Origin of the sequence: Alkalimonas sp., assembly GCF_020831925.1 — a bacterium.
Classification (GTDB): Bacteria; Pseudomonadota; Gammaproteobacteria; order Enterobacterales; family Alteromonadaceae; genus Alkalimonas.
The window spans coordinates 1-21,622 of sequence record NZ_JAFIFQ010000050.1 but is presented as its reverse complement, the minus strand read 5'-3'; the positions used below and the strand labels follow the sequence as shown (position 1 = coordinate 21,622).

Here is a 21,622-nt window from a genome sequence, read left to right as displayed (position 1 = left end):
GTTCCGCATTCACCAGCCGCTGCTCGGATAGCAGGACGCGGTGCGGTACATTCAGTCGCTGGCACAAGGTGCTGGCAATGGTGACATCATCGTTGCTGTGCGGTGACAGTACTCGTGTGGTGTAACACTGCTGCACTGGCAACCCCTGCTGTGCTGCAGTAAGCAGGATATGGCGCGAGTCTTTGCCACCGGTCAAAGGAATATACAAAGGCTGTTGGCAGCCGGCTAACCGGGTGAGCGCGGCAGCAAAAAGTTGTTGATAATGCTCTGGGGTGTAAGGTGCCAGCTGCCGAAGCCCTGGCCGACTGACCTGCAGGAAGAGCCCCTTGCCATCCAGTCGTACCTGCAGCTTGCCTTCCGGCCTAATCAGGCCTTTAAACGCCGTATCCGAACCCAGATAAAACCCAAGCCTGAGAAAAATCGCCACCGCTTCGGTATTGGGCTCCAGCGGGAACTGCTGCTGAATAAGCGCTACCGAATTGCTAATCACCAGCTCATTCTCTTGCTGCAGGTAATAGATTGGATACAGCCCAAGGCGATCGGTACTCAGTTCAAACTGGCCATCCTGCATCGACCAGCGCACAAAAGCGCCATCGTCCGAAGCGTCCCCATCCAGTTGATAACCTGCAAAGCCAGTCGCGGCCCCCGCCAACAGCTCTGGCTGTGGCTGGCAGCGTAACCGGAGCAAAAAGTCAGTCTGGGTGCCTAAACGTATAGCTGCTGGTGTTGCCATGATATTATCCTTGAAACGGTTAAACACACCTAAGATTGAACCCACTGCTGCACTGGCTTTTGCCGCAGCATCTGCCAGCTCTGCCAATAAAACAGCAACCGAAGGGCGGGCTCAGGCAAGCTCTCACCCTGCGCCAGTTTGGCTAAAAACGCTGGATTGAGCCCGGTGCCGGCATTTTGCAACAGCTGCTCAGGGGCCAGAAAACGGGATGGCGAAAAGCCCTGCGCTGGTTTGATCCCCAGCCAACGTAGCATCCGGGGGTGCTGGTTCAGCCGGTTATGGCAGCTCAGAGCAAACTGGAACAGATAACTGGACAGGCTGCTGGCCTGCATGCGATCGACCGTTGAGCCATGCGCGATGGGAAACTGCAGCGCCTCCGGGTAATAACGACGAAAGATCTGCTGATACAGCTGGTGGTGCTGTTTTTTTGCATGGTCAATCGACATGGCCGCTTGCAGGTAGTCTCGGCTCATGCCGGGCATACAGACCTGGGCCTTTTGCTGATAGACCTTAAACGGGTTAATACCAACACGGTTACGGGCCCGGTGTGCCAAGTTAAACAAGGCAGTCCCTTTGCCGGTGTCCGGGTAGCAAGCCTGCTCTTCATGCCAGCGAGCCAGAAACGCCTGCCACATGGCTCTGGCTTGTTCATGACCAAACACCAGCTCAGCAGAGCGCCAGATAGCATGCTCAAAGCCCTTGATGTGAGCGCGCTGAAAAGTCGCAAAATCTGGCTCGCTTGCTTTCAGGGTTTTACCAGGCAGTAAGCCCTCCCACACCACAGGTGCATCGATAAACTGGCCCACCTGGCTGATAAACAGATACAAGCTGGGTATTTCAGCATCCGACGCCATCAGGTATTCAAGGTAATCAGGGCTGGAAAAAAAATCCTGCTGAGGTCTCTTCAGACAGTATGGAATGGCAAGATGACAGGCGATGGCTTTCGCAAAACGGGCATCCGCATCCAGGTTTTCGTCGTAATGGGAAACAATGGTCGCCTGCAACGACAGCTTGCGCTCACTCAACAAGAAAGCAATCAATCTGGAGTCGTAGCCCCCACTGAGCAGGATGGCGTGTTCCTGTTGTGAACAAGCAGCGAGCGTCAAATCCACACTGGCTTGCAAAGCGGAAAAAAGCGACTCAGTATCTGCTTCCGGCGCTTGCTGATCAAAGCTCCAATAGCATCTTTGCTCAACGTTCAGGTTTTTGCCATCAATCACCAACAGAGCCGCTGGATCCAGCCGGTTAACCCCTTGGGTCAACGTATCACGGCCCAGCGGATACCCCAGCGCGATAAAAGCGCCCCAGCCAGCGTGATTGGCCTCGCCGGTAAAGGCGGTGGTCTTGTCGGACAATACGATGTGATCGGCGTTTTTTTTCCAATACAGCGGTTGCAACCCCAGAATATCGGTGCAAATTACCAGCTTTTCAGCGCTGGAATCCCAGTAGATGGCTGCAAAAACACCCTCATGCTGCGGTAACTCCGCACAAGCCTGCTGCCAACTGGTGGGAACCGTTGTTATGGCCGGCAATGGCATTCCCAGCACCAACAAAAGATTGCCCTGTTCGGAAAGCACCGACTGATTGCTTTGCATGCTCAGCAGTCCGCTGCTGTGCTGTGGTTGAGACGCTAAATACTGCAAGCTGGTGTTTGAAACAAGCTGCGCGGCAGTACTGCCAAGGCGTATCACGCTGTGATTCATTGAGTTCCCTTCTCACTGTGCCATCTGCCAGGTGCCATATAGCAAGCATGGTTGGCTTTATCTCCTGAATAGATCCGAGCTTATGGCAATTTGATTGCAGTTTGATGACGGCTGCATGAAACAAACAGGTGTAGGAAGGTGATAGCAAGGGTACAAAAAAGCCGCCCTGAGTCGGCGGCTTAGATAACAGGGTGCGAGGGCGACTAGGCCATGTACTGACCACCGTTGACGGAAATGGTCGAGCCGGTGATGTAGCCTGCATCATCAGAAGCTAAAAACAATGCACAGCGGGCAATTTCATCCGGCTGCCCCAGGCGGCCAACCAGAATATGCGGCACGATTTTCTCGTTCACTATCTCTGCCGGCATGGCATTGACCATATCGGTGGCAATGTAACCCGGGCAAATCGCATTGACGGTAATGCCTTTGCGCGCATTTTCCATGGCCAGTGCTTTGGTAAAACCAAGCTCGCCGGCTTTGGCGGCACTGTAATTGGTTTGGCCCGCCTGGCCCTTTTGGCCATTAATGGAGGAAATATTGATGATACGGCCAAAACCGCGCTCACGCATGCCTTCAATCACCGGGCGGCACATATTGAATAAAGAGCTGAGGTTGGTGTTGATCACGGCTTGCCATTGTTCGAGCGACATTTTATGGAACATGCCATCTCGGGTAATACCGGCATTATTCACCAGAATATCCACCGGCCCCAGATCTGCTTCCACCTTTGCAATGCCTTGCTGGCAGGCATTAAAATCACTGACATCCCATTGGTACACCGCAATCCCGGTTTGCTGATAAAAAGTCTGTGCTGCATCGTCATTGGCGGCATAGACCGCAGCAACACTGTAGCCTGCTTTTTGAAACGTTTCGGAAATGGCCCGGCCAATGCCGCGGGTGCCACCGGTGATTAGTGCAACTCTAGACATAGTATCCCTCTAAAAAATCCTAAAATATCAATAATTAAAGCACTTTTGGTTCAATTCAAACATTGCTCACAAATCAGAACAAGTCTAAAATACCTAGATAAAATACTCAAAGCAAAAACAATGCAAAAAGAAAACTGTCAAAAAACAGAAGTTACGGTGATTATACCTACAACTGCTGAAGAAAAAAGATTCAAATCACTCAAAAATGCTGTTAGTTCCATAAGAGAAGCAAGCTCAAAACCAATTGGAATTACAGTTGTTGTAAATGGACAGCGTTTTTCTAGCATTGTGGTTGAATGGATTAAAAGTCAAAGTGATATTAATTACATATACTCAGAAAAAGGATCAGCGCCTCATGCACAATTGATAGGAAGACAGAGTGTACAAACTGATTTTTTTTGCTTCCTAGATGACGATGATGAGTTTCTTCCATACGCAATAGATACAAGACTAGAAAAAATAAAAGAAAACCCTGGTACTGGTGTCGTAGTCACCAATGGCTATACCCTTAAAAGTGGTACGAAAAAAATCCAATACCAAAACCTCGAGCAACTGGTTAATTCAGGTATTGATGGTTTACTAGTGAGCAACTGGCTAGGCAGCTGTAATCACCTGATGAGGACCAGTATCGTTTCTTCTAGCTTTTTTGATGATTACCATCCGTATTATGAGTGGACATGGCTTGCATTTAAGTTATGTGATAAAAAAATCACCCTTGCTGCAATTGACACGACAACGTTTATTTACAATGACACTGAAGGATCTGCCTCTAAGAGCTTAGACTATAGAATCTCATATGAAAAACTAGCTCTGAAGATGCTAAAAAAAGTAAAAGAAAGAAGGCATAAGTCACTCATAAAAATAAAACTAAGTAATCATTACCACAGAATGGCTGAATATGAATTAAAAAAAGAGAATTTCTCTAGCGCGGTAAAATTTCATGTAAAGAGCTTAGCCTCTAACGGACTCATAAAATACATAATGTTCACTAGACATATAATAATATCCTACATCAAAATCATGTTGAAAAATAAAAGAAAACAATAACGATTAATTTTCACTTTAACCTTGGAAGGTAAAACCATAACTCGTGTTTTAAAATATACATAGAAAAGTACCAAATTACTGGTGTTATGCTGGCAACGGAGATAAGGATTATAAAGTTATTACCACTACCCAATCCAATAGCATAATCAATACCAAATGCAGGTAGACAGCAAATAAATGATAAAGCGAAGTTTTTAATTTGCGGCTTAACCAAATTAAAAAGAGTCAAGCCAACAGTTTTATTCAATACAAAGAAAATATATAAATACTCAAAAAAAGCTACAACTAGCATAGAAGCAGAGGCAGCAGTAATACTATACCTAAATGAAACTGCAATAAATAATGCTACTAAAACCAGATTACCAAGCTCCTGAATGACAACATATCTAGCTTTATCTAGTGTTATCATTAAAGATGCAAACTGGAAGTTAAGTGATTTAATAGCCGCCCAAAACATTAAAAGGCTTGCGATTGGCGCAGCATCATCCCACTGAGGTCCAAAAAGAAACCTGATAGACGGCAAACTTATGATTGCACCTACAAAAAGAACTGGCATGGCAAGGGCGTTGTATAGTTTCGAGCCTAATATATAGTCTTTAGCAAGATCTGCTCCCTCTCTATTTCTCTTCGAAAGATATGGCAAAGAGACTGGTGAAATGGCAGAACGAATTGTTTGTGATAAAAAAGAAGAAAACCCAAGACCTCTGGAGAATAGGGCCACATCATTAAAGTTACCTTGCTTTCCTATAATTAAGTCAGGGACAATCATTGATGACTTTCGAAAAAAACCCGCGGCTGAGGTATATAACCCTAGACTGAGTATACTCCCAAGTCCCGTAAATTTCGGTTTAACTGGAAACGAACTCACAGAATATAATGTTGTGACCATGACTAGTTGAACTAAAAAACCACATAAGTATCCTATTGCAAGTGAATAAAAACTAAAACCTAGATAAACAAAAACGACAGAGAAAACTAGATTCGAAACCTTAGATAGTATCGAAATATTTCTTAACGCGTGAAAGTTCATCTCTCGCGTCATTAACGCAGTAGGGATTGTAACAAATGGACTAGCAAAGAACGTCAACGAGTAAATAATCATGATGTATAAGGCACCATCCAAGCCATAAAAATAGGAAATAGGATAGCTTGCAATCAGAACAGTGCACCCCAGAAAGAAAGATATTATAAAAGTAAGCCCAAATGCTTTTGAGATAACATCTACGTTTATTGTTTTTGATTTAACTAAGTAGATACCTGCACCTAGCTGTTTAAACTCAGAAAAAATCATTGCAATTGCACTAATAACTGCATACCTTCCAATCTCATCAGGTGTCAGTATTCTTGCAATCACTATGGTTGAAATGAGAGCGAGCGCCTGTCCCACAAAAGAAGATATTGAAGAGTTTAAAAGTGCTCTTTTCAAACTAGCCATTATTAATCTCGATTTAAATTTTTAATTGTAAAAACTAGTACTGGTGAGCCCGCCAAAATTTCTTAGATAATCCAAGCCGTCCGATCATACTGAAATACATATCACTGTAATAGTATTTCTCGCGAAATTTCCAAAGTAGAAACCAGCTAAGCAGCATTTTTTTAGAATGCCTGTTAAAATCCACATTATAATCATCAATTTCAAGTGATATTTTTTTATTTATATCTATTTTGAGAGCTGTTCGCAGGTGTGTATCTGCGTAAATCTCAAAAACGTGCAAGGGACAAAATGACCAGCGATGAATTATAATATCTAGGCCTTGCAATTTCCCCTTCCAAAAAAAACCTCTCTCATCTTTGTAAAAAGATTTTTGACGATCAAGGAAAACTGGAAATGTACTTACAAAATTTAGAGATCCAGGAATAATTTTCTTTGAGGTTATTTGACTTAATTTCTCAATGGAATGCGACGTCCGCTTGGTTGCTATACCTCTACCATTTACTACAAATCCAGAAATCAACATAGAAACCTCTATAATCTATTACTAGTTCTATTTTAGGACGTTAGTCGAATCTTTCACCTTAAGCGTAACAACTTTTAAAATAGTCACACATCGTTTTTACTGTATAAGTTGATTCAAATATTTTCTTAGCAGATGTAGCCAATAGACTAAATACCTCTGGATTATCAATCAAATACTCTATCCTTTCTGCTAAAAATGAAGAAGTATTGTTTATCAAAACCAGACCACAACGCTCATGCTGCACCACCTCAGGATTCCCGCCTACATCCGATACGATGCAAGGAATACCAAGACTCATGGCTTCCAATAGCGTCATTGAGGTGCCTTCACTGAGCGATGGCAGTAAGAACAACTCCATAATCGCCATGTAATCGGTGGCCGGGCTTTTAAAGCCGGCAAAAATCACCCGCTCGCTGATCTTTAACTTACTGGCGAGTTGTTCCAGATTTTGCCGCTCCGGCCCATCACCCACCAGCAGCAACACCAGATCGGGAAACTTCGGCGCCAATAACGCAAAGGCTTCCAACATCATGGCCTGGTTTTTAATCGGATCCAGCCGCGCAACGGTGCCAATAACCCGTTGTTCTGGCCGAATGCCCAGCTCTTGGCGCACGCGCGCCTTACCCGCTTCGCTACTTTGCAGCGGCTCGATGCCGTTGTAGATCACCTCGATTTTATGCGCTGGAATAAACTCGTACTCGACCAAAGCCGCTTTGGTGGCTTTGGAAATGGCGGTGATTTTATAGGTCGTCGCCGCCATCAATTTATTCACCAGCCAGGCTTTGCGACGATGCCGGTCTGGGAAAAAGCGGCCATGCTCGGTAAAGATAACTTTGGCCTTGGTGCCTAAAGCAGCAAACCAACCATAGACCCAGGGGGTGTACTGATGGCAATGCAGAATATCAATATGGTGTTTTTTGATGAGCTGGCGAATGCTTTTGATTAAGGCCCAATCAAAACCGGGTTGGCGGGTCAGCACCTCGATGCCGATACCCTCGTTTTGCAAAGCCTGACCAATGGCGCCAACGCTGCCTTCGATGCAGCAAATACGGTGCTCCACCGCGCTTTTATCCATGCCCCTTACCAACTGATTGATCACCTGCTCGGTGCCGCCAATGCCCATGTCGTAGGTGATGTGCAACACTCGTTTCATGCTGCACTGCCTCCAAGCCTTTGCTCCGCGCTTACGGGTGCGCTTTGAGCCGGTTCCATGTAGTGCTGCCACCAGGCTTCAAACACCAAAAAGGTCCAAAGCTCCTGGGTATAGCGGTGATCACCGGCCTGATGCTGCTGCCATAGCTGCTGCACCTTGGGCAGTACAAAAAATTGCGCCAGCCCAGGTGCTTTGGCCAATAAGAGCGCATCGCCGATAGGTTTAAGCTCACGGCACAGCCATTCAGCCAAGGGCACGGAAAAACCCATTTTTTTGCGGTACAAAATATCGTGCGACAAAATGCCCTGCTGGCTTTGTTTTAGCAGGTATTTTTTATCGCGACCGTGCAGCTTTAACCGTGATGGCACGGTGGCAGCAAACTCCACCAGCCGGTAGTCCAGCAACGGGGCCCTGGCTTCGAGCGAGTTGGCCATGGTCATGCGATCCACTTTCACCAGTATATCGCCCGGCAAATAGGTTTTAAAATCGGTATAGAGCACCCGGCCTAAGTGGTCCTCGGTATCCGCCGCTTGGTAGGCGTCGGTGGTGACCGTGGCCGAGTCGTAACCGGCCAGCTCGCGGGCCAGCTCTGGCTTTATCAACTGTGGCCACAGCAACGGGTTAAAAAAAGCATTGGTTAAAAAGAAGCCCTGCCCCGGGTTGAGCGACAAGGTGCGCAGCAAGGTGTGCGCCTTGCGGGCCGGTGTGCCGGGCAGCTTGGCGGCAAGGGCAGCCAGCGGCTTTGCCGCCTGGCGCAACCAGGCCGGCAGTTTTTGCCGTAGCTGCTGCTCGGTTTGGTCTAGCGCGTACTTGCTGTAACCGGCAAAATTCTCATCGCCACCATCACCGGCCAGCGCGACCGTGACTTGTTTGCGCGCCAGCTCGGCGACAAAGTAAGTGGGCACAAAGGACGGATCGGCAAAGGGTTCGTCAAAGTAGCGGCTGATGCTCAGAAAGCTATCGGTGACATTGGCGCGGACAGTAAACTCATGGTGATCGGTGCCAAACTGCTGGGCAATTTGTTTGGCGTACTGCACTTCATCGAATTTTTTCGAGTCAAAACCAATGGCGCAGGTGGTCACCGGTTGCGAACTTTGTTTTGCCATGCTGGCAACCACAGCACTTGAGTCCACGCCGCCGCTTAAAAAGGCCCCCAGCGGCACGTCACTGATCATGCGGATTTTCACCGCATCATCCAACAGCTCACGCAACTGATGCGACAATTCTTCTTCGGATGCCGCGCTGGTGCTGGCAAAGCTTAAGTCCCAGTAACAATGCTCGCTGATTTGGCCCTGCTGCCACTCCAGGTAATGGCCGGGTTTGAGCTTGCGGGCGTATTTAAAAATGCTTTTTGGATCTGGCACGTACTGGTAAAAGAAAAAGTCTTGCAGCGCTTGCGGGTTTAATTCCCGCTTAAAAAAAGGCAGCGGCATCAGCGCCTTTAATTCCGAGCCAAAGGCAAAGTCATTACCGTCCTGATACAGATACAGCGGCTTTTTGCCCAAACGATCGCGCGCTAAAAACAGCTTTTGCTGTTGGGTATCCCAGATGGCGATGGCAAACATGCCATTGAGCTGCTGCAAGCAAGCCGGGCCATGCAGCATGTACAAGCGCAGCAGCACTTCGCTGTCGGTATGGCTGACAAAAGCCTCACCAGCAGCGATCAGTTCATCCCGAAGCGTCTGAAAGTTGTAGATTTCGCCGTTAAACACCATGACATAACGGCCACAGGGCGAGTGCATCGGCTGGCTGCCGGCGGTGGATAAATCCAGAATGCTTAAACGCCGGTGCACCAACGCCATCTGGTCGTCCCACCAAAGACCACCGGCATCGGGCCCCCGGTGCAGCATGGCCTCGCCCATGCTCGCCAGCAGCGCTTTCGTCTGCTCAGCCGGCTCACCAAAGCGCACAAAACCTGCCAATCCACACATGCTGTTGTTACTCCTTGTTGCTGCGCGCGGCTTGTTGGGCCAGCATTTGTTTGCGTAGTAGCGCCTTGGTTACCGGGCCATTGTAGTCACGTTCGGCGGCTGGCTGGTAACCAGGGTTTGTTTCTGACGCTTCTGCTTCATCCTGCCGACGGCCCAATGCTTTGGCCGCGTTGGCCGTCACTGTTTTTGCCTGATGCTGCAGGTAATAGACATTGCTGGCTGAAGCCAGAAACAAAATCATCCAGAACAAAATCTCAGCACGGGCCCGGTCGATAAAGGTTGCGGCAGCTAAAAAACCAATTAAGCCGCACTCAAGCGCCAGGATTTTGTGGTAAATCTCCGGTCGCCCCTGCTTGATCATGTATTTCTTGGCCTTATGGCTCATGCGAAGTGCCGACAGCAGCATGCCAACAAAGACAAACAAACCCAACCAGCCAAAATCACCCAACACCTGGAACCAGGTGGAGTGTGGTACCCGCCGCTCAATGGTGTAGTTGGTTTTGGTCGGGTCCAGATAAATGGCGCTCACTGTAGTGTACCCTCCTACTCCCATGCCAAGCGGGTAATCTTTGATCATATCAAAGGTGCCAAACCAAAAATGCATCCGGCCGCGGCCATCGCCACCACGCTGGCCGTATTCATCGGCTTGCAGGGTATTCATCCGGTTCCAAAACGACTCATCGGTTAAATACAAAGCACCGGATAAACCCGCGATGACGATGGCCACTGCTGCCATACGCTGGCGGGCTTTTTGAATGCGGGAAAACAGCATAAAAAACACAAACAGCGAACAACCGGCCAGCACGCCCAAAAAAGCCCCCCGACTGTTGAGTAGTACCAGTACATTGACCACAAAAGCGCTGCAGATAAAGACCAGCGCCCGGGTTTTCCAGTTGCCCTGCCAGGCGTAATACAGCAGCAACACCACCGCCGGCACCAAAGCCGCTGCTGCCAGGTTGGAATCGGCACTGGTATCAATCATGCCAATGCCGGACAAGCGGCCCCGGTTATCCCGCCCCATCGAATGACCGTAGTAGCCCACATAGGCCGCACCCAACAAATACACCCAGATGGCGATATTCAGTAACTTTTCGGTATTCAGCAGCTTGTAGGCCACCAGCATCACCACCACCAGGCGCCAGAAGTAATCGGTAAAACGGCTGTGGGTGGCCGGATCCAGCGCATAGAAAAAGGCGATGTAGTGCAGCAGCAAAAAGGCCAGCATCCAGCCAAATACCGGCTGCCTGGTCCAGGGGCTGATTTGGCTGAGCTCTTTGTACTTGTATGCCAGTGCCAACAGCATCATCAACGAGGTGATGAAGGAATAACGCAAGGATGGAATATCGGCACTCCACCAGCGATTTTCCGGGTTGAACATGTAGACAATCTGGTACAGGAAAAACGCCGCCGCGCCGTTGTAGGCAAGCACAGCCACCAGGCCACCGCCGTACAGCAGCAAGAAAAACACCGCGAACTTAGACATGGCCAACCTCCTGCGTGCAACGGCAGCGACGAATCAACAATAGTGCCGGACAAAGTATAACCATCATAAGGCAATGTACCGGCGGATACGAGCACCCAGGCTATTGGCCAGGGTTAGCGGCAACTGTTGCCAGCTTTTCTCGGCCAGAGCACGCAGTCGGGATGGCCCGGCTTCATCAGCACTGAGCAAATGGCTGACGTTCGTTTGATTGGGTTGCAGCAATTGCCAGTCGAGCGCGATGGGTTCGGCGCCCCATTGCTTTTTAAAACGGTAAGTGCCTTCGTTGGGGGTGGAGCGTCCCATATCAAAAGCGCGTACACCGTGATCGGCCAAATGCGCTTGCAAGGTCCAGTACAACAGCATGTTGGGGGCCAGATGGTTGAAGTCGGCCAGCGTCGAGGCCCAGGGGATCACGCCTTGCTGGCCTTGCAGCAGCACCAAACCAGCGCCTACGACTTGTTGCTCAAACCAAACCAGGCCAATCACCGCCTGTCCTTGCGGGTAATGCTGCACAATGGCCTCGAACCAGGCCAGGCTGTGCGGTGGTGATCCCAGGCGCTTCATGTTGGTACTGTAGACCTGATAAAACAGCCGCACGGCATCACGATCAGTACGAACCTCGGCGGTCAGGCCATTTTTGCTGGCTTTTTTAATCTGACTACGCAGCTTGGGTTTGTAACTGGCCAGCAGGGCTTCGGAGCTGTCGGGCAAAGCCGTCACCATCCGGACTTTTTGACTGACCTGCTCTGGTGTTTCTGCCTGGCCGTAACGGATTTCCAGCGCCAGCGGCTGATTGCGATGCAGCTGTTGCACCAGTGCGGCTGCAATGGCGGGCGTGGTGGCAGCAGGGCCAGAAAAATCGCAAAATGGCTGAGAAATGAGCCGGGTCGGTGCCAACGGACGCTTAAAATGAACATAAGGCAAGACCCCGACCACAGCAGCCTCTGGCTGGCTGCCATCGCGCGCTACCAGGCACCCCGCCTGATGGCCATAGGCCTGCTGCACCGCCTTGCGCCAACCGCTGTGCAAATAAGGACTGGCTGTCTCCAGACCGGCAAGAAAGTTATCCGCTTGTTGCGCCTGTGTGGATGCCAGCTCGCTAAATACTAAGTCATGTGTCTGGTGGCTTGTCTGCTGTCCCATCATTCCATTCATTGTCGCTGTCCTACTCCCAACAGTCTGCTAAGCCTTTGCTTGCCAGCCTTAGCGGCTGCCTCCAATCTCAGATCAAGTTTTGGTCGCTGCAAACGCAGTTGACACAAACTATCGTGCTCATAACCCAATTGACGCTTGTAACGCTCATCGCCGGCCATAAAGTCGTAGAAATCCAGTCCTTCGGCACTGTAGTGCTCAATGCACAGGCTGTGGCCAACCAGGCCGGGTTTTAGGTGTTTGTCCTGCTCTGGTTTAAAACCAGCCAGATAAAAATACACCCGTTGGCGATAGCGCAACTGGTAAAAAGTCGCCAGCTGCTCATCACCGGCCATCAGTGCCAGCAGCTCCACCCCTTGCAGCGGCCAATAGTCGGTGAGCATGGCCTGATGAAACGCCATAAAATCCGGGTTGCTAAAGCCACTTTGCCCCGGCCCCGTGCCAAAGCGCTGCTGATGCCAGGGTCCTATGGCGGCAAACCAGGCCTGTGCCTCTGCCAGATCCTGCGGCTTTGCCAGACGCAAGGCCCCACGCTTTTGATAGCGCTTTTTGCTGCGATTGATTTGATAACGGCAGTTGGCCGACAAAGAGGCCAGGTAATCCCCCCCTTGAGCACGCAGCTGCTGCAAATCAACGCCAAAACAAGGTGCCTGCCAGTCCACTACCGCAGTTAGCCCAGACTGTTGCCAGCTCTGAGCCTGTTGCTGCATGGTGCCGGCCAAAATCAATTCATCCCAACCGGGCTGTTGCAACAAGAAGTCTTGCGCGGCTTGTCGCACTTTGGCATCCCAGCCTTGCTTGGCCAGAATCGCATTGTATTCAATCCAAATTTGATCTTGGCTGGCCACGCCGCTTTGATGCAAACGCCACTGCCGGGCAGCGACAAAACCATGGCGGCGTTCAAAGCCTGGGCTGATGATGGCAAGACCAACCAGCTCGCCGCCCTGCTCGTCATGGCTGTGTAACCGCAACAAAAAGCGTTCAGCAGGCCAGGTTTTCAGCCAGGTTCCTATCCACTGCCAGGATAAAAACACCGAACAGTCGGCCTGTGCTTCCAGCCGCTGCCAATCCTCAGCAATGGCGCGCCAATCACTAAGCTGCTGCCAACGGGTGCTGACGTCAGGCTGCGTCATGGCACCGGTTTCCATCCAAAGCGAACCGCAGGCTGTGCAAGCGACTAACTCCGGTTCCGATAGTAATCCTGATACCAGGCAACAAAGCGCTGCACCCCGGTAGCCACCGGTGTTGCAGGCTGAAAACCAACCGCGCGGCTTAAATCGTCGATATCGGCATAAGTGGCAGGCACATCGCCGGCCTGCATCGGTAAAAACTCTTTGATGGCCTCTTTGCCCATTGCCTGCTCAATATGGCCGATAAAGGTCATCAGCTCGACCGGCTGGTTGTTGCCGATATTAAAAATTTTGTAAGGGGCGCTGCTTTCCGAGGCAATGGCCGGGTCCCAGTTCGGGTTGGGCTGTGGAATGCAGTCCTGCACCCGCACCACCCCTTCGACGATGTCGTCGATGTAGGTAAAATCGCGCTGCATTTTGCCCTGATTGAAGACTTTGATTGGCTTGTCGTTGGCAATGGCATCGGCAAACAGAAACATCGCCATATCCGGCCGGCCCCAAGGGCCATAGACGGTAAAAAAGCGCAGCCCTGTGGTTGGGATGCGGTACAAATGGCTGTAGCTGTGGGCCATCAGTTCGTTGGCTTTTTTCGTGGCGGCGTACAAAGACACCGGGTGGTCCACCCGGTCCTGCACCGAAAAAGGCATCACCGGGTTCATGCCATAGACCGAGCTGGATGACGCATAGACCAAATGTTCCACCTGCTGCTGTCGACAGCCTTCCAGCACATGCAACATGCCCATTAGATTGCTATCGCCATACACCAAGGGGTTTTCAATGGAATAGCGCACCCCGGCCTGAGCTGCCAGGTGAATCACCCGCTGGAATGAGTGGCGGCGAAACAGCCCGGCCATGCCGTCGCGGTTGGCTATGTCCAGCTCGATAAAGGTAAAATTGGATTCGGGCAGCAATTGCGCCAGGCGGTCTTGCTTCAGCTGCACCGCGTAGTAGTCGTTCAGATTATCAATGCCAACGACCTGATGACCAAGCGCCAGCAACCGCTGGCAGACATAAAAGCCGATAAAACCGGCCGCACCTGTGACTAAAAATTTCATGCTTCATCCTTGGTTTGAAAGGTCATTGGCTAATCCTTGCCACGATAGAGCGGCATTGCCCCTAATTTTTGTTGGAGCGACGCCAGTTGCTTTTGATAGGCGTCGGATTCCAGGTTGGTATAATAGCGGATAAAGTGCTCATATTGAATACCCTCCTGCAGTGCATCGAAGGCGGGCAGTAGATCGCGGTCGTCAATACCCAGCGCAAGTTGGTGTTGCAGCCTGGCCGCTGACACTGGCGAGCTGAGCGCCTGGCTGGCAAAGTACAAGCCGGCTTTATCCGCCAGCAAGTCGACAAAGCTAAAGCCGCTTCGTCCCGGGTTGGTGTCCAGCAACTCCTTCATTTCACCGGCCAGCCAGGCAACTCTTCGGTTGCTCAGGGCTTCAATCGCCGCCGAGTAGACAAAGTGCAGCAGTAAATCTTCCCGCCCGGCCAAGGTGACGGGCAGAGACGACGATGACAAAGGCGGCCCCTCAGCACTGCCCCAAAACAGCCAGCGAAAATGATCGGCGCCAAAAAAGCTGGCCAGTGCCAGCAACGCAGCCCGATGCTCTTGCTGCAGCGAGGTGCCCGGCCGCTGGCTTTGTTCGGCAGCCAATTGAAAAACCGCCATCAGGTAGGCACTGAGCTCAGTGGCTGCCGTGTCGCGCTGAAACTGATGCAGCTGCAGCTGATAGCGCCGCAGCTCTGCCGGCGCTATCGCGGTGAGTTGCTGCAGTGGCGACCAGTCCTTTGCATCCGCTTGTTCATCCTCGGATAAAACCAGCCGAAAATGGACCTGCTCTGGCGTGATGGTGAGCTGCTGAATGCCGGTGAACAGCTCTGCCAGCTCATCGCTGGCCGGCAGCACTGAGCCAGAGCGACGCAGCACAGGCAACAGGACACGCCCCGGCACACTGAGGGTGCCCAGTTGCAGCCGCTGCAACCACTGGGATTCAGCATCACGTGCCTGCAGTGTCAGGTTCAGATAAGCACGGCCTGACCAAAGTGGGTAGCTGACACGAAGCTCGGCCTGCTGCTCGGCCAGCAGCAGTTCGGTGGTAAACTCAGGATACGCATGGTGGGCAATGGCCAGCAACGCAGCCAGCTCAGTCTGGTGCAACTGCAGGGGGTCTGCTTGCAAAAACTGCTGGATAGCACGCTGACCTGCAGCTTCCGCCAGCAGAGCGGTGCCCGGCCTAAGCTCGGTGTTGGCTTGTGCATGTGGGCTTCGTTCAAGGACGAACGCTAACAGCAAGACAATCAGCAGCACGATGCTTAGCAGCACTCCTGATGCAGCTTTTAACCAGCCGCGATTCATACCAGGTCGACCCACTAACCCGGTTTGAACTGACGAAGGCATCGGGCAATCTGCTGACAAGCGGTCCCATCGCCATAGGGGTTGTGGGCCACACTCATCTGCTGATACCAGGCTGTATCATCCATCAGACGGGAGACCTCCCGCACAATGCAGTCTGTGTCAGTCCCTACCAGCAAGACTGTCCCCGCAGCAACCGCTTCTGGCCGCTCGGTGGTATCGCGCATCACCAGCACAGGCTTGCCCAGCGATGGCGCCTCTTCCTGAATGCCACCCGAGTCGGTCAGCACCAGGTACGACTGACGCATCAGGTAAACAAAAGGCAGGTAATCCTGCGGCTCAATCAGATGCATGTTGGCTTGCTCGCCCAGCAGGCGATACACCGGTTCGCGCACATTGGGGTTTAAGTGTACCGGATAGACAAAGTCACAATCCGGGTACTGCTTGGCCAATTGCTGCAAGGCGGCACAGATGTTCTCGAAACCACTGCCAAAGCTTTCCCGGCGATGGCCGGTGATCAAAATCATCCGCCGCTGCTGGCCATAAGGCAGTTTCGCCGACAGCTGCTGTCGCAGGGCATCGTCCTGCTCAATTTTTTCAACCACAGCCAGTAAGGCATCAATCACGGTGTTGCCGGTTACTGTGATCTGCGCAGCCGGCACGCCTTCGCTGAGCAAGTTTTGCTGCGCGGTCGCGGTGGGTGCAAAGTGCAGCTGCGTTAACACCCCGGTTAATTTGCGATTGGCCTCTTCCGGCCAGGGACTAAACAGGTTGCCGGTCCGCAAACCGGCCTCAACATGACCAATGGCAATTTTTTCGTAGTAACAAGCCAAGGCTGTGGCAAAGGTGGTGCTGGTATCGCCATGAACCAGCACTAAATCGGGTTGCCAGTCGCGCAACACAGCTTTTAAGCGCTCTAAAATGGTGCTGGTGACATCAAACAGATCCTGCCCTGGCTTCATGATGTCCAAATCGTAATCCGGCTTGATGGCAAAAAGCGCCAACACCTGATCCAGCATCTGTCGGTGCTGCGCCGTCACACAGACACGATTGTCGATGCCGGGAGTCTGCTGCAATTGGGTGACCAGAGGTGCCATTTTGATGGCTTCCGGGCGCGTTCCGAACACAATGAGCGTTTTTAGCATGAGAGTGACCTTATCCTTAGCGAGCTGAGCTGTTTTCCTGGATGCGATGGTAGCAAAAAAATACCGCACAAGGTGATTTTTTTACGGCCAACCCCTTATAAACCGTGCTCTTCGCTACGGCTGGCTATTGCGCTTTAACCGGCTATCGTTTAGGCTCGTATTTATTTTGACAGGCACGTCGAACACACAGCAATGGAGTGCGGGTATCTGCTTCAGTTGTACAGTTTCCCGGCTTATACAGCGTCGCTGGCCCTTGCTGGTATCGTTCGATGCAACCACGGACTGGTCGCTGTTTGGTGACTGGTTGGTAACCATCATCCACCCAGGTGGGAAGCAAGGAATCTATGAAGCAAGAATTCAGTAAAGTCTCCGTCATTGGTCTGGGCTACATTGGCTTACCCACGGCTGCAGTGATCGCCTCACGCGGTGTTCAGGTGCACGGTGTTGATGTCTCTGAGCACGCCGTTCGTACCATCAACCAAGGCAAAATTCATATTGTTGAGCCCGATCTCGACATGCTGGTGCAGGCCGCCGTATCCACCGGCAAGCTAAAAGCCGCCCTTAAACCCGAACCAGCCGATGTCTTTATGATCGCCGTGCCCACTCCGTTTCAGGATGGCAAGAAACCGGATCTCAGCTACATCGAGGCGGCCATTCAAGCCATTGCCCCCTGCCTTGAAAAAGGCAACCTGATCATCCTTGAGTCCACCTCGCCGGTCGGCACCACCGAGCAAATCGCCCACTGGCTGGCTGAACTGCGCCCGGATTTGACCCTGCCTCATCAGGACCCGGAGCTGGCGGATATTTTCATTGCGCACTGCCCTGAGCGGGTATTGCCTGGCCGGGTGTTGCAAGAGCTGGTTAGCAATGACCGCATTATTGGTGGCATCAGCCCGCGCTGTGCACAGCAAGCCATGGCACTGTACCAACTGTTTGTGCGTGGCGAGTGTCTGATGACCGATGCCCGTACCGCCGAAATGGCCAAACTGACCGAGAACTCCTTTCGCGACGTCAACATTGCTTTTGCCAACGAGCTGTCGATGGTGTGCGATCACCTGAAAATCAACGTCTGGGAGTTGATCCAACTTGCCAATCGCCATCCCAGGGTCAACATCTTAAACCCAGGCCCTGGGGTTGGCGGCCACTGCATCGCCGTGGATCCCTGGTTTATTGTGGATTCAGCCCCCGAGCAAGCCAAGATGATCCGGCTGGCACGGGAAATCAACGATGCCAAACCCCAGTATGTGATGGAGCGGGTGAAAAAAGCAGCGGATGAATTCAAACGTCCGGTGATTGCTTGCCTTGGACTGGCATTTAAGGCCGATATCGACGATCTGCGGGAAAGCCCGGCGCTCGATATCGCACGCCAGCTGAGCGAGCAAGCGGTCGGTGAGGTCCTTTGGGTTGAGCCCAACATTCACCAGCTGCCAGAAAAATACCAGGCCCATCAGCAGCGGCTGGTTTCACTGCACGAAGCGTTAGAGCGCGCCCATATTTTGGTGGTGCTGGTGGATCACAAACAGTTCAAGTCCCTCAAGCCTGGCGATGTTGCTGCCAAGGTCGTCATTGATACCCGCGGCCTGTTTGGTTAACCGGCTGCGACAGGAGATAAAGCATGAAAACGACAACAAGGATTTTATCCGGGATCGCGTTACTGGCAGCGCTGACTGCCTGCAGCAAAAAAGACAGTGAGGCCCATTACCAGTCCGCCCAACAATTTTTAGCCAGTCAAGAATACAACGCGGCAGTGATTGAGCTGCGTTCTGCCATTCAACAATCGCCCGATGAATACCGTTACCGCCTGGCTTTGGGAAAAGCCTTGCTAGGCATTGGCGATACCGCCAGCGCAGAGCGGGAGTTGGAGCGTGCGCTGCGCTACGGGGCTGCTGAAGAAGATACCGCCCTGGCTTTGATGCAGGCTTATTACCTATCGGGCAACCATCAGGCGGCTATTTCAGCGTTTGAACGCACTGACGAACTGTCCGAGCGCACGGCAGCCTTGGTCGACAGCTATCGGGCCCTGGCTGAAATTGAACTGGGTGATGGCCCTTCCGGCTTGCTGCACTTTGAGCGTTTAAGCCAGAGCGCCCATGTCGATATTGCCACCTTGGCACAAGCGCACTTAAAACTCAGTGCCCAGGAGCCGGCCGAAGCCCTCACCTTGCTGAGCAGCATTTCCGCAGACAGCGAGCTTTATGCCGAGTCGTTGTATTTATCTGGCAAAGTGCACCTGGCACAAAACGATCCCCCAGCGGCAATCGATCAGCTTAGCCAATACGTAGCACTGGCTCCCAGCAAATTGCTGGCACGTTTGCTGCTAGCTCAAGCTTCGATTCAGGATGGTCAATTTGACGCCAGTGAGCCCCATCTAAAGCTGTTGCTGCAATTATTCCCAGAGCAGCCTATGGCCAACTACCTGCAAAGTTTGGTCAGTTTTCAGCGTAACGATTTTGAAGCCGCCAAAACACACAGTGAGCGTGCCATCCGGCATGGCCTGGTCGGCACCCGAGCCCGCGTCATCGCAGCGATTTCGTCAACGCAGCTGGGCCTGGAAGAGCAAGCCTTGCGTCATTTGGAGCCCATCCGCAACCAATTGCACGAAATTCCGGAAGCGCAGCGCTTGTATGCGTTACTGCAGTTAAGAGCCGGCGAAACAGACGATGCGGCCAACATTCTGGCAACTCTGCCTGAGCACGAGCAAAATCTGCAGCTTATTGCCAGCACCGCCTTTGAGCTGGTGCGTCGAGGCGCCCCGGATTCTGCCCGCCAACTGCTCAGCCAGTATCAGGGGGAGTTGGATGCTTCTGGCTTAGCGACAATTGGCACCGTCAAGCTGGGCATCGAAGGTCAACGTGAAGCGGGGATCCGGGACCTGGAGCAAGCCCTGGCATTGGATCCATCCATTACACAAACCCGCATGGTTCTGGCAATGAGCTATTTGCAGCAAGGCGAGCACGATAAAGCTGCTGCGTTGGCTGAAAAGTGGATTCAGGACCCTGAAATGCAAGTTGCCGGTTACAATCTGCAAGCTTATGCCCAGTTCCTGCAGCAGAACTTTGACAACGCCATGCAGCTTACCGAGAAAGCCTTGCAACTGAAGCCACTCAACCCGTTCTCGTCCTTGCTGCAAGCCATGGTGCATGTGCAGCAGCGCGATCTGACCAAAGCCAGCCAGCAGCTGAAAGCCATGCTGGATCAGCACCCGGAGTATCTGGCCGGTCAAGAACAATACTATGCCATAGCCAGAGCCTTGCAAGACACCAGCGACGCAACAGCACGCATTGATCGGCTTCATCGTCAGAACAAAGAAGTGTACCCGGTCCGCTTGCTTCGCGCCCGGGTTGCTTACGATCAACAAGACTTCCAGCAGGTCGTGACCTTGTTGCAGGGGCTCAGCCTTCCAAGCCAGCAACTGCCGGCCACCCATCACTTGTTGCTCATTGAATCCTTTCTGAGGCTGGGGCGGCCTGCAGATGCCGTGCAAAAAGCAGAGCGCTGGCACCGCCAACAACCCGATAACCTGCAAGCCGGTTATGCGTTAGCCAGCGCTTTAAGCATGAACAATCAGCAGGAACAAGCACTGGAGGTGTTCAATACCTTGCTGAAGCAGGTGCCGGGCGAGCCACAACTGCTGATTGCACAAATGACCCTGCTGGCTCAAATGCAGCGGCTCGACCAGGCGATGGCAGTGCTTAACAACATCCCTGAAGCATTGAGCCAACACCCGCAGATGCTGTTTGTGCGCGGCCGGCTGGAATTAATGCGCAATAACCCTGCGGCTTCAAAACGGGCTTTCCAACAAAGTTATGCCCAAGAGCCCACCCATGAAACGGCACTTTTTATCGCGGTCAACTTAACCTCGACCGAGTCAGAGCAAAGCGCACTGGCTTTTATTGATCAGCACCGACAACAGCATGGCTCGGACGATGGTTTAAATACCTACTACGCGACTTTGCTGTTGCACAGCGACTCGACACAAGCCAAGCAAGTGTACCAGGAGCTGTTGGAGAATGAGCCGAACAATATCATTGCTTTAAACAATTATGCCTGGCTACTGACCGTGGCAAATCAGGCTGAACAGGCGCGACCCTATGCGAAACGAGCACTGGAGTTACTGCCCAATCACCCGGACATTATCGATACCTACGGCAAGGTTTTGTTGCAGCTAGGCCAACCTCAGGAGGCTTTGCAACACTTCGAGCAATCGTTAAGCATCCGGCCGGATCACCCGGAAGTGATGCTGAACTACGCTGAAGCGCTGCTTAAGACCAACCAGCAGCCTAAAGCAAAACAGGTATTGGCCGGGGTCCGAAGCGATGACCCTATCATTCTGGAGCGTCTGGCAACGCTGCAAAATCAGCTGCACTAACTCAGTGTACAGAGCGGTCTCAGTGTATAGAGTGGTGTTTAGAAAGGCTGGTTAGAACAGCCTTTCTCCTGACCAGCTGCATCACAGCTGGTTTTTTACGCGGTTTCTAATGCGTAACAGGCTTGCTTGTTCAGGCTTCTGGCAACTTCTTCGGTGACAAGGCGGACGAACGGCTGGTAACTGGGGCAAATAGAATCGGTAAGGTCTGTGCGACGAAGAATGCATGGCTTTCGGCGGCCATGATAATCCACCAGGCTACCAGCAGACTTCACCTGAAAGCCGGTTCGTTGCAGCAGCTTCATCAAAGCCGGCTCCATCATTGCAATCAACGCTTGCAGATTGGATTGATGCTGAAAAAAGGCCACCAATGCAAAATACAGGCAGGCCGAGATGCAGGCAAAGCTTTTCGCTTCATCGGGCTTTGGGGAGTAGAGCTGGTGGTTGAGGTTCAGCTGTTCATCCATCCATTGCGGACAACGAAAATCACGGCGCACCGCCAACCGGGACACTTCAGCGTAATCGCCCCGCTTTAATCC

At 51.8% G+C, this 21,622-nt stretch carries 15 protein-coding genes and 2 pseudogenes; 3 read left to right on the top strand and 14 right to left on the bottom strand.

The window, feature by feature from the left end:
* The 3 genes and pseudogenes from JJU14_RS13515 to phbB all read right to left on the bottom strand — a co-directional run.
* Nucleotides 1–733: pseudogene (locus JJU14_RS13515) on the bottom strand (hypothetical protein); the annotation flags it as partial.
* A gap of 29 nt (nucleotides 734–762) precedes the next feature.
* Entirely contained in the window at nucleotides 763–2,436 is a 1,674-nt protein-coding gene (locus tag JJU14_RS13510) for an asparagine synthase-related protein (RefSeq protein ID WP_228614215.1), read from the bottom strand.
* Between the two features lie 203 nt (nucleotides 2,437–2,639).
* Nucleotides 2,640–3,365 carry an acetoacetyl-CoA reductase gene (phbB, locus tag JJU14_RS13505; RefSeq protein WP_228614214.1) on the bottom strand — a complete coding sequence of 242 codons (726 nt, stop codon included), beginning with the start codon at nucleotides 3,363–3,365 and terminating at the stop codon, nucleotides 2,640–2,642.
* A gap of 120 nt (nucleotides 3,366–3,485) precedes the next feature.
* Between phbB and JJU14_RS13500 the strand changes: the two genes are divergently transcribed.
* Nucleotides 3,486–4,412, top strand: coding sequence for a glycosyltransferase (locus JJU14_RS13500; protein WP_228614213.1), 927 nt, complete (start codon nucleotides 3,486–3,488; stop codon nucleotides 4,410–4,412).
* A gap of 10 nt (nucleotides 4,413–4,422) precedes the next feature.
* On the opposite strand, the gene JJU14_RS13495 is transcribed toward JJU14_RS13500, so the two are convergent.
* The 10 genes from JJU14_RS13495 to wecB all read right to left on the bottom strand — a co-directional run bounded on the left by JJU14_RS13495 (nucleotide 4,423) and on the right by wecB (nucleotide 16,717).
* The gene (locus tag JJU14_RS13495) at nucleotides 4,423–5,847 is read right to left on the bottom strand and encodes an oligosaccharide flippase family protein (protein WP_228614212.1); all 1,425 of its coding nucleotides are present in this window, start codon (nucleotides 5,845–5,847) and stop codon (nucleotides 4,423–4,425) included.
* A 34-nt stretch (nucleotides 5,848–5,881) separates the two neighbouring features.
* The gene (locus JJU14_RS13490) at nucleotides 5,882–6,370 is read right to left on the bottom strand and encodes a hypothetical protein (protein ID WP_228614211.1); all 489 of its coding nucleotides are present in this window, start codon (nucleotides 6,368–6,370) and stop codon (nucleotides 5,882–5,884) included.
* A 58-nt stretch (nucleotides 6,371–6,428) separates the two neighbouring features.
* Nucleotides 6,429–7,523 (bottom strand): glycosyltransferase, encoded by a 1,095-nt coding sequence (locus tag JJU14_RS13485; protein WP_228614210.1) that lies wholly within the window; start codon nucleotides 7,521–7,523, stop codon nucleotides 6,429–6,431.
* The gene (gene asnB, locus JJU14_RS13480) at nucleotides 7,520–9,454 is read right to left on the bottom strand and encodes an asparagine synthase (glutamine-hydrolyzing) (protein WP_228614209.1); all 1,935 of its coding nucleotides are present in this window, start codon (nucleotides 9,452–9,454) and stop codon (nucleotides 7,520–7,522) included. Before asnB ends, JJU14_RS13485 begins: the two co-directional genes overlap by 4 nt.
* Before the next feature lie 7 nt (nucleotides 9,455–9,461).
* Complete coding sequence (locus tag JJU14_RS13475; protein WP_228614208.1) at nucleotides 9,462–10,937, bottom strand: O-antigen ligase family protein; 1,476 nt, start codon at nucleotides 10,935–10,937, stop codon at nucleotides 9,462–9,464.
* Nucleotides 10,938–11,000: 63 nt separating this feature from the next.
* Nucleotides 11,001–12,080, bottom strand: a complete 1,080-nt coding sequence (locus JJU14_RS13470) for a GNAT family N-acetyltransferase (RefSeq protein ID WP_228614207.1) — start codon at nucleotides 12,078–12,080, stop codon at nucleotides 11,001–11,003.
* 8 nt (nucleotides 12,081–12,088) lie between these two features.
* Nucleotides 12,089–13,222: a GNAT family N-acetyltransferase gene (locus tag JJU14_RS13465; RefSeq protein WP_228614206.1), complete on the bottom strand. Its 1,134-nt coding sequence runs from the start codon at nucleotides 13,220–13,222 to the stop codon at nucleotides 12,089–12,091.
* A gap of 44 nt (nucleotides 13,223–13,266) precedes the next feature.
* The gene (locus JJU14_RS13460) at nucleotides 13,267–14,274 is read right to left on the bottom strand and encodes an NAD-dependent epimerase (RefSeq protein ID WP_228614205.1); all 1,008 of its coding nucleotides are present in this window, start codon (nucleotides 14,272–14,274) and stop codon (nucleotides 13,267–13,269) included.
* A gap of 29 nt (nucleotides 14,275–14,303) precedes the next feature.
* A complete protein-coding gene (locus JJU14_RS13455; RefSeq protein WP_228614204.1) occupies nucleotides 14,304–15,617 on the bottom strand; it encodes a hypothetical protein in 1,314 nt (437 codons plus the stop codon).
* Nucleotides 15,590–16,717 (bottom strand): UDP-N-acetylglucosamine 2-epimerase (non-hydrolyzing), encoded by a 1,128-nt coding sequence (gene wecB / locus JJU14_RS13450; RefSeq protein ID WP_228614203.1) that lies wholly within the window; start codon nucleotides 16,715–16,717, stop codon nucleotides 15,590–15,592. Before wecB ends, JJU14_RS13455 begins: the two co-directional genes overlap by 28 nt.
* 344 nt (nucleotides 16,718–17,061) lie before the next feature.
* Between wecB and wecC the strand changes: the two genes are divergently transcribed.
* Nucleotides 17,062–18,309: a UDP-N-acetyl-D-mannosamine dehydrogenase gene (wecC, locus tag JJU14_RS13445; RefSeq protein ID WP_228614202.1), complete on the top strand. Its 1,248-nt coding sequence runs from the start codon at nucleotides 17,062–17,064 to the stop codon at nucleotides 18,307–18,309.
* A 23-nt stretch (nucleotides 18,310–18,332) separates the two neighbouring features.
* Nucleotides 18,333–21,086, top strand: coding sequence for an XrtA/PEP-CTERM system TPR-repeat protein PrsT (gene prsT, locus JJU14_RS13440; RefSeq protein WP_228614201.1), 2,754 nt, complete (start codon nucleotides 18,333–18,335; stop codon nucleotides 21,084–21,086).
* 95 nt (nucleotides 21,087–21,181) lie between these two features.
* Here the strand turns inward: prsT and JJU14_RS13435 are convergent.
* Nucleotides 21,182–21,622, bottom strand: a pseudogene (locus tag JJU14_RS13435) (hypothetical protein); the annotation flags it as partial.